Source organism: Streptomyces sp. NPDC048483 (assembly GCF_040651455.1).
GTDB lineage: Bacteria > Actinomycetota > Actinomycetes > Streptomycetales > Streptomycetaceae > Streptomyces.
On sequence record NZ_JBEZJZ010000020.1, the window covers coordinates 103,016 to 110,166 of the forward strand.

Annotated in this window: 7 protein-coding genes and 2 pseudogenes; 6 read left to right on the top strand and 3 right to left on the bottom strand. The window is 68.8% G+C overall.

All coding sequences use genetic code 11. From position 1 onward, the window contains the following. Positions 1–192 precede the first annotated feature (192 nt). Positions 193–1,668, bottom strand: coding sequence for an MFS transporter (locus tag AB0D04_RS13875; RefSeq protein WP_362702615.1), 1,476 nt, complete (start codon positions 1,666–1,668; stop codon positions 193–195). Positions 1,669–1,753: 85 nt separating this feature from the next. Here AB0D04_RS13875 and AB0D04_RS13880 point away from each other — a divergent pair, with 85 nt between their 5' ends. Both AB0D04_RS13880 and AB0D04_RS13885 read left to right on the top strand, forming a co-directional pair. Beyond that, complete coding sequence (locus tag AB0D04_RS13880; protein WP_362702616.1) at positions 1,754–2,140, top strand: MarR family transcriptional regulator; 387 nt, start codon at positions 1,754–1,756, stop codon at positions 2,138–2,140. Between the two features lie 148 nt (positions 2,141–2,288). Then, positions 2,289–2,793: pseudogene (locus tag AB0D04_RS13885) on the top strand (aminoglycoside phosphotransferase family protein); the annotation flags it as partial. On the opposite strand, the gene AB0D04_RS13890 reads toward AB0D04_RS13885, so the two are convergent. Further along, on the bottom strand, positions 2,714–3,280 hold the full coding sequence (locus AB0D04_RS13890; RefSeq protein ID WP_362702618.1) for a hypothetical protein: 567 nt from the start codon (positions 3,278–3,280) through the stop codon (positions 2,714–2,716). The pseudogene AB0D04_RS13885 and the gene AB0D04_RS13890 overlap by 80 nt on opposite strands. Positions 3,281–3,461: 181 nt before the next feature. Here AB0D04_RS13890 and AB0D04_RS13895 point away from each other — a divergent pair, with 181 nt between their 5' ends. The 4 genes from AB0D04_RS13895 (at position 3,462) to AB0D04_RS13910 (ending at position 6,184) form a co-directional block, all read left to right on the top strand. Next, the gene (locus AB0D04_RS13895) at positions 3,462–4,097 is read left to right on the top strand and encodes a GNAT family N-acetyltransferase (protein ID WP_362702620.1); all 636 of its coding nucleotides are present in this window, start codon (positions 3,462–3,464) and stop codon (positions 4,095–4,097) included. A 75-nt stretch (positions 4,098–4,172) separates the two neighbouring features. Then, complete coding sequence (locus AB0D04_RS13900) at positions 4,173–4,322, top strand: hypothetical protein (RefSeq protein WP_362702622.1); 150 nt, start codon at positions 4,173–4,175, stop codon at positions 4,320–4,322. A 345-nt stretch (positions 4,323–4,667) separates the two neighbouring features. Continuing rightward, a complete protein-coding gene (locus AB0D04_RS13905) occupies positions 4,668–5,690 on the top strand; it encodes a hypothetical protein (RefSeq protein WP_362702623.1) in 1,023 nt (340 codons plus the stop codon). Between the two features lie 59 nt (positions 5,691–5,749). After that, the gene (locus AB0D04_RS13910; RefSeq protein WP_362702625.1) at positions 5,750–6,184 is read left to right on the top strand and encodes an SMI1/KNR4 family protein; all 435 of its coding nucleotides are present in this window, start codon (positions 5,750–5,752) and stop codon (positions 6,182–6,184) included. A 150-nt stretch (positions 6,185–6,334) separates the two neighbouring features. On the opposite strand, the pseudogene AB0D04_RS13915 reads toward AB0D04_RS13910, so the two are convergent. Next, positions 6,335–7,069 (bottom strand): annotated as a pseudogene (locus AB0D04_RS13915) (helix-turn-helix transcriptional regulator); the annotation flags it as partial. Positions 7,070–7,151 lie beyond the last annotated feature (82 nt).

A 7,151-nucleotide genomic window follows, 5' to 3' on the forward strand; every position in this document is an offset into this window, starting at 1 on the left:
AAGGTTCCCGTCCGTGATCTGACCGACGACCGGCCGGCCCAACCGCCATGGCAAACCGTTGCACTACTGGCTGCGCGCCACGTGGCGCATGCGTGACGGAGCTGTCAGCGAGTCACACGGATGCGAAAGCCAGAACGGCACATCCCGGTTTTGGCTGATGCCTCACACCGGGATGTGCCGTGACAGGACCGGTTAGTCGACGAGGACGAGCTCCGGCTCGGCCGATGACTTCTCCGCCGACTCGTCCGCCGGCTTGTCGGTCGTGCGCCGTCCGAGCACTCCTGACAGTCCGATGACCAGGCCGATGGCCGAGAGGACGGTGATCGTGAGCAACGCCGGGGTGAAGCCTGCGAGCAGGGCGTCGGGGCCGGTCTTGCCTTCGCCTCCGGCGGTGAGGACCGCGGTGACGATGGCGAGTCCGATCGCACCGCCGACCTGCGTGGAGGTGTTCAGCAGGCCGCCGGCCAGGCCCTGCTCATGGTCCGGGATGCCGGCGGTGGCCTGGATGTTGAAGGACGCGAAGGCCAGGGTGAACCCGATACCAAGCAGGATCATGCTGGGCAGCACACCGACGACGTACGGAGCGTCCCGGTCGATGACGAGGAAGAGCACGTAGGCGATGAGGTGAGCGATGACGCCGCCCGCGATGGTGCGCGAGGTGCCGACCCGTTCGATCAGGCGATCCATCTGCGGTGAGCCGAAGGCGACGATCAGCGCGGCCGGAAGGAAGCCGAGCGCGGTCTGGAGCGCTGACCACTGCAGCACCGACTGGAAGTAGAGCATGACCACGAACTGGAAGCCGATGTAGCCACCGAAGAACACCGATATGCCCAGGTTGGCCCGTGCCAACGAGCTCGAGCGGAGAATTCCGAGGCGGACCAGCGGATGCGTACTGCGGTGTTCGATCATGACGAAGGCGACCAGTAGCACCGCGGCGATCGCGAACTGGATCAGCGTCTTGGGCGCGGCCCAGCCGGCCTCCGGCGCTTCCACGACGGTGTAGACGAGCAGCAGCATCGCGCCGACCGAGGTGATCGCGCCGGGGATGTCGTAGCCGCCGGAGGAGCGGGGGCCGTCCTTGGGGAGCAGGCGGTTGGCCGCGACCCATGCGATCACCGCGATCGGTACCGGCAGGAAGAACGTCCACCGCCAGCCGACCTGGGTCAGCAGACCGGAGAGCACCAAGCCGGCGGAGTAACCGCTGGCTCCGAATACGGAGAAGATGCCCAGCGCCTTATTGCGCGCCGGCCCTTCGGCGAACGTGGTGGTGAGGATGGACAGCGCGGCAGGCGCGGTGAACGCCGCCGCCATGCCCTTGAGTATGCGGGTGGCGATGAGCAGGGCGCCGTCGTCGACCAGACCGCCGAGCACGGAGGCGCCGGCGAACACGGCTACCGCAGTCAGGAAGACCCGGCGGCGTCCGAGCAGGTCGGCGGCGCGTCCGCCGAGCAGCAGCAGCCCGCCGTAGCTGAGGACATAGCCGCTGACGACCCACTGCAGTGCACTGGTGGACAAGCCCAGGTCTGCCTGGATGGACGGGAGCGCCACACCCACCATCGAGACGTCGAGGGCGTCGAGGCCGATGACGAGGGAGACCGTGAGCAGAACTCCCCAGAGTTTGGCGTTCCACGTGGATGTAGAGGCGGACAGGGGTGCAGAGGAAGTCATGCCACCACTCTCACATGCATACGCATCGAATGCAAGTGCATTTAATCTTCGTGCATCAAATGCTGGCGCATGCTATCCTGGCGGCATGATCGGTGGCTCGGAGCAGGAATTGGTCGACGAGTGGCGTGGGCTTCTCGCCCGTCATGCCACCGTGCACAACGCTCTTGAGCATGAGTTGCAGGCGCAGCACGGCCTCAGCGTCAGCGAGTTCGAGGCACTCGAACTCCTCGCCTCCTCCGACCACGGCAAGTGCCGGGGCCAGGACCTCACCAACGTGGTGCATCTGAGCCAGAGCGCCGCATCCCGGCTGGTCGCCAGGCTGGAACGAGGCGGCCTGGTCGAGCGTGTCATGTGTGATCTCGACCGCCGCGGCATCTTCGTCGTCATCACCGACGAAGGCCACAGGCGTTACGGCGACGCGAAGCCGACCCACCGCTCCGTCCTCGCGCGGACCCTCCACGGAGACGACTGACGAGCCCTCCCCGCAGCAAGTCGATGACGGGTGAGAGGTCGTTCCCTCGTAGCCTGGTTTGTGCCGACGAGCAGATCGCCCGCCGAGCGGCCGGGGGTTCGAGCCACGCGGCCCAGCGAGTCAGCCGCGGGTGAACCCGAGCATCAGGCTCCCCGGCGACGTCGCCCTACCGCCGTTTCCGCGCTGGGTGATGACAGAGACCGGGCTGAGATCGGTGGGAGGCCTGCTGCGGCGCCTGCGATCTGACGGCCCGGGGCCGACCACTATGGGACGTCGCCATGACCGCCCGATACTGGATCCCTGTGCTCGATCCCGCGTCCGCGGCAGCCCTCCGCCCCACCGGGCTGGATGCCCCGACGCGACTGCGGATCCTCTCCGACAGCTACGGCCCCTCCCCGCAGGAGCGGGCTGAGCTGCCCGGAGTCATCGAACAGGCCACCACGTCCTGCCGAGCCTTCGTCGCCGACCGTGTGGCCGACAGTGACCCCGTCTCCACCCGGGTGCTGTCCGAGCGCGGTGGTTGGCAACGTGGGGACCGCATGCAGGGGTGGCTCGTGGCCCACCACGAGATGTTCACGGCCGCCCTGCTGGACCGGCCGACCCAGAGGTTGAAGAACAAGCTGAGTCGGAGGTCGACTTCGGTGACGTTTTAGGTGACGCGACCGTGCCACCGGCCGACGAGCCGGGTTGAGTGCTGGGCGCCGCGCCGTCCCCGCCACCGTCAGACTTCGGAGCGCCACCTGCGGCGCCCGTCAGTGCGACGAGGCAGCCGATCATCGCGACGACCAGCGCGGCGGAGCTGCCCAGCAGGGTCGGTGGGTATCTACCCGTCACATCGCGCAGGATGCCCTGGAGGTACGAGCCGAGCGCGGAGCCGACCGGATGCGCCATCGACAGCAGACCGAAGACGAGGCCCAGGTACCCGGCCGGGAAGTGGTGGGTGGCCATCAGATGGGTGGGTGCCACAGTGGCGAAGCCGACCAGGCCGAAAGCGATGCTGATAACGACGATCCAGGCCCCGTACGGGGCGAGGGCGAGCAGGATCAAGGCGCGGGTGCCGTACAGGCCGACTGGCGACCGTCCATCACCGCCCTGGCGGCCCGCCTCCGGGCACCGCCGCCGCCGAGGCGGGCCGGGCACTGGCCGACTGCTTCGGAGTGCCGTTCCACTTCGCCTCCCCGGATGCCCCCGACGACGAGGCCCCACGCCGGCGGACAGTCCAGGGCCTGTGCGAAGGGTCGTGATCGGAACCACTCGCCGGGGCCACCCACCCCACCGTAAATCCCGAGCGGTCGTGCAGGCGGCCCCCTACGGTGTCCAGATGTTCTCTGTGCGGGCGATGACGGAAGCCGATATTACGGCTGTATCAGCGATACGAGTGGCCGGGTGGAAGGCTGCGTATGTCGGCATCGTGCCTCAGTCCTACTTGGATGACATGACGGTCGAGGCAGATGCTGAGCAGCGCCGACTGCGGTTCGTGCAACCGCGCGAGCGGATGATCAATCTGGTAGCCGTCGATGAGCATTCAGCAGTTGTGGGATGGGCTTGCCTTGGGCCCTACCGCGGTACGGAAGCGGGCCCGGCTGCGGGTGAGCTCTATGCTCTCTACGTCCAACCCACACTCAGAGGGGCCGGAATCGGCCGCACGCTACTCGATGCCGTGGACGCCCACGCTGCCGATCTGGACTTCGACACATTGCTGTTGTGGGTCCTCACGGACAATCTCCCGGCCCGTCGCTTCTACGAACAGGCTGGTTGTGTCGCTGATGGCGCCGGCCAAGCTGACGACTACGACGGTGTGGCCGTCCATGAAGTCCGCTATCGTCGCATGGTGCCAGGCAATGCCGATCACTCCGCGCCTGGTGGCGCAGCACCGGATACCGGGAGTTGGGCACCTCTCAACCTGCAGGGGGTGCTTCGATCAGAGCGGGCCGGTGCTGCGGCTGACGGTCAATGACGCGGAAGCCATGCGGATTTACGTGCTGGGCGAGCAGCCGGAACTGCTCGTGAGGTTCCCCATGCCCTCGGAGTCATGGCGGTACCGGCCCGCCGCCTCGGTGGCTCCGCACCTGTCGTTCGCGGTCTTCCAGGAAGCGGCGGCGTACTGCTGCTGTGGGAGCTGCCCTACGGCACCTGGCTGACCACCGACCGGGACGAGCTGTACCGCTGGACGCTCCAGTAGCCGGCCACCAAGGCGCTGACCGCGAGCGCCGCATCACACCACGATGCGACAAGCCACCCAAGGGCGCTTCCATCCGGTCCGGTGCTCCAGACGTCCGAGTCGTCGCAGCGCCGTGGTTGGCACGGCCAGCTCCCGGGCCTGGCCGTCGCGACGCCAGGTCGGGCGATTCCTGATTCTCAGCCCCTTCCATGCTCAGGCTCCTGACCAGGCTCATGAGTGGAGAACACGCTGGCCCGCGGTTGTCCTTTCCCCGCCTTGGCCGATGAGGCGGGACGCCAGCAGGCGTTGAAGTCCGGCGCGGGGGCTGGGCACCAGCAGTGTTGGCGGGCGCCTACGGTCGTGTCCATGACGAGGACCACGCCGCCGCGCCCGTTCGACATCGAGGCGCTCTTCCCGGAACTGGCAGCGCATCGCGGCACGACGACCCGGCTGCACCCGCGGCCGGGCGCCCCGACCGTGGCGGACAGTTCCGTGGGCGGGCCACTGCTGTGGCCGGCGGAGGAGCCGTGGCCCGTGTGTACCGAGCCGCACGGGCGTGGGCGCGGCCTGCGCCCCGCCGACATCCACCGGGCGCGCCAGGTCCTGGCCGCCGCATGGGCCCGCGACCGCCCCACGGACGAGGAGCTGCAGCTGCTGGACGAACTGCGCCGCGAGCACCGCGTCCCGGAGATCACAGATTCCACCCCACTGCCGCTCATCGCCGTTGCGCAGCTCTACCGGCGCGACGTGCCCGACCTGCCCGCGGGACCGGACGGTTGCGACCTCCTCCAGATGTTCTGGTGCCCCTTCGACCGCCACGGCCGCGGGTACGACATGTCCCTGGATCTTCGCTGGCGCCGGTCGTGGGAGGTCACCGAGGTACTGACAGAGCCGCCACGGCCGGAGGCCGTCGGCTCCCAGGGGTACGTGGCCGAGCCCTGCGTGCTGCACCCGGAGCAGGTGGTCACCTACCCATTCGCGGGACTGCTGCCCGAGGAGCTGCGCGATCGGATCGACGCATGGGAGGACGCTCTTGAGGCCGAGGAAGAGGCCGAGGACGAAGGCCGGGACGAGGAACCCGTCTACTACCAGTACGACCTGTCCATCCCGCCCGGCTGGCGTGCCGGCGGCTTCGCGTCCTGGCACCTGACCGATCCGGGTCCCATGGACTGCCGGACCTGCGCGACCCCGATGGAGCTGCTGCTGACGATCGACAGCTCGGAGTGGGACGGCGGCAGCGGCAGTTGGATGCCCCAGGAGGAGGACCCGAAGGCGCCCACATGCGAGTCCGCCACACCGACCGAGGTCATCGTGGGGCGTGCGGGCGAACTGAACATATTCGCCTGCCCGGCCAATCCCGCGCATCCGCACCGCTGGAGCATCCAGTAAGCCGCCGGTCGCCCGGGCGTACGGTGTCACGCCTCTGCGGACCCGCCTAGGCTGCGCGCATGTGGAGAGAGATCGCCCGTCAAGCGTTTCCCGACGTCGAGTTCAGCGAGCCCGTCAACTCGGCGATGATGGTTGCCGCTGAGCAGCGCCTGGGATGTCCGATACCGTCCAAGCTTGTGAGCCTGCTCCGGGAGACAGACGGCATCGTGGGCCACTACGGAGTGGAGACGATCTGGCCCCTGGATCAGATCGTCGACCAGAACATGCACTTCTGGTCCGACCGCACCTTCGCCGATCTGTATATGCCGTTTGACGCGCTGCTCTTCATCGGCGACAACGGCGGCGGCGACCAGTTCGCCTTCGTCCGCACCCCTTCACGACCCGACATCTTCGTGTGGGAACACGAAGACGACAGCCGTCGATGGGTTGCTCGGGACCTGCAGGACTACCTCGGCCGATCTCTGACCGACGGCGGAGACGACTGGTACCAGTAGCCGATCGCGTGCGGCACCAGCACGGAACGTCGCAGCGGCAGGTGCCCGCCCGTCCGGCCCGAAGAACGCCGGAGTCATCCACGGCGTCGTCCGGCCACTCTCGTCGCCGACCACATCGACGCAGGTGAACACCGTATCCGGCGAGGCACTTCAGGTGGCGCGGCTGACGAGATCCTGGGTGCCCAGGACGGTGATCAGAGCGAGGCGTTCGGCATCCTCGGTGCCGGGTTCGGCCGTGTAGACCATGATCCGCAGGTCGCTGCCCGCCACGGTGAGCACATCGCAGTCCAGCGATACGGGTCCGACCTGCGGGTGGTCGATCGTCTTCCTGGAGGGCTCGTGACGGCCGACGGCGCCCGTGGCCCACAGCTCGGCGAACCGCTCGCTGCCCGCGCGCAGGTCGGCGATCAGCCGCTGCAGCCGCCGGTCGGCCGGGTAGCGTTCGGCGGCCGCGCGCAGGTCGGCGACGAGCGCGGCCTCGTGGTCGCGCTGCGCCTGTGGCGAGCGCCGGGCCCCGGTCCCCGGGCCGAGGAAGTGGCGCCACACGCCGTTGCGGTCGTCGCCGCGCCGGGCATGGGGGTCCCCCCTGCTCGAGCGAAACCGGGAGTTCGGGAGACGGTCGCCCATCAGGGCCGCGTACGGCGCATTGGCCACGAGCAGGGTCCAGGACGCGTCGAAGACCGCCACGGGCGTGCCCGTCAGCCGGTCCAGCAGCCGCTGGACGCTCGGGGTGATGTACGTCGGCACCGTCTCCGGGCCGGGCGGCGCGAGCCCGGCCAGTCGGAACAGGTGCGCGCACTCCTCCTCCGACAGCCGCAGCGCCCGGGCCAGGGCCTCGACGACCTGGGTCGAGGGGTTGGTGGCACGGCCCTGCTCGAGCCGGGTGCTCCCAGACGCCGCGCGCGGGGCTCTCAGGTGCGGGCTTCCGCGAGATCTCCGTCCCCGGCGTCCAGGTCACTCGACTTCT

Coding starts and splice junctions, on each gene's coding strand:
- AB0D04_RS13875 (WP_362702615.1), bottom strand. CDS start 1,668: ATGACTTCCTCTGCACCCCTGTCCGCCTCTACATCCACGTGGAACGCC.
- AB0D04_RS13880 (WP_362702616.1), top strand. CDS start 1,754: ATGATCGGTGGCTCGGAGCAGGAATTGGTCGACGAGTGGCGTGGGCTT.
- AB0D04_RS13895 (WP_362702620.1), top strand. CDS start 3,462: ATGTTCTCTGTGCGGGCGATGACGGAAGCCGATATTACGGCTGTATCA.
- AB0D04_RS13900 (WP_362702622.1), top strand. CDS start 4,173: ATGGCGGTACCGGCCCGCCGCCTCGGTGGCTCCGCACCTGTCGTTCGC.
- AB0D04_RS13905 (WP_362702623.1), top strand. CDS start 4,668: ATGACGAGGACCACGCCGCCGCGCCCGTTCGACATCGAGGCGCTCTTC.
- AB0D04_RS13910 (WP_362702625.1), top strand. CDS start 5,750: ATGTGGAGAGAGATCGCCCGTCAAGCGTTTCCCGACGTCGAGTTCAGC.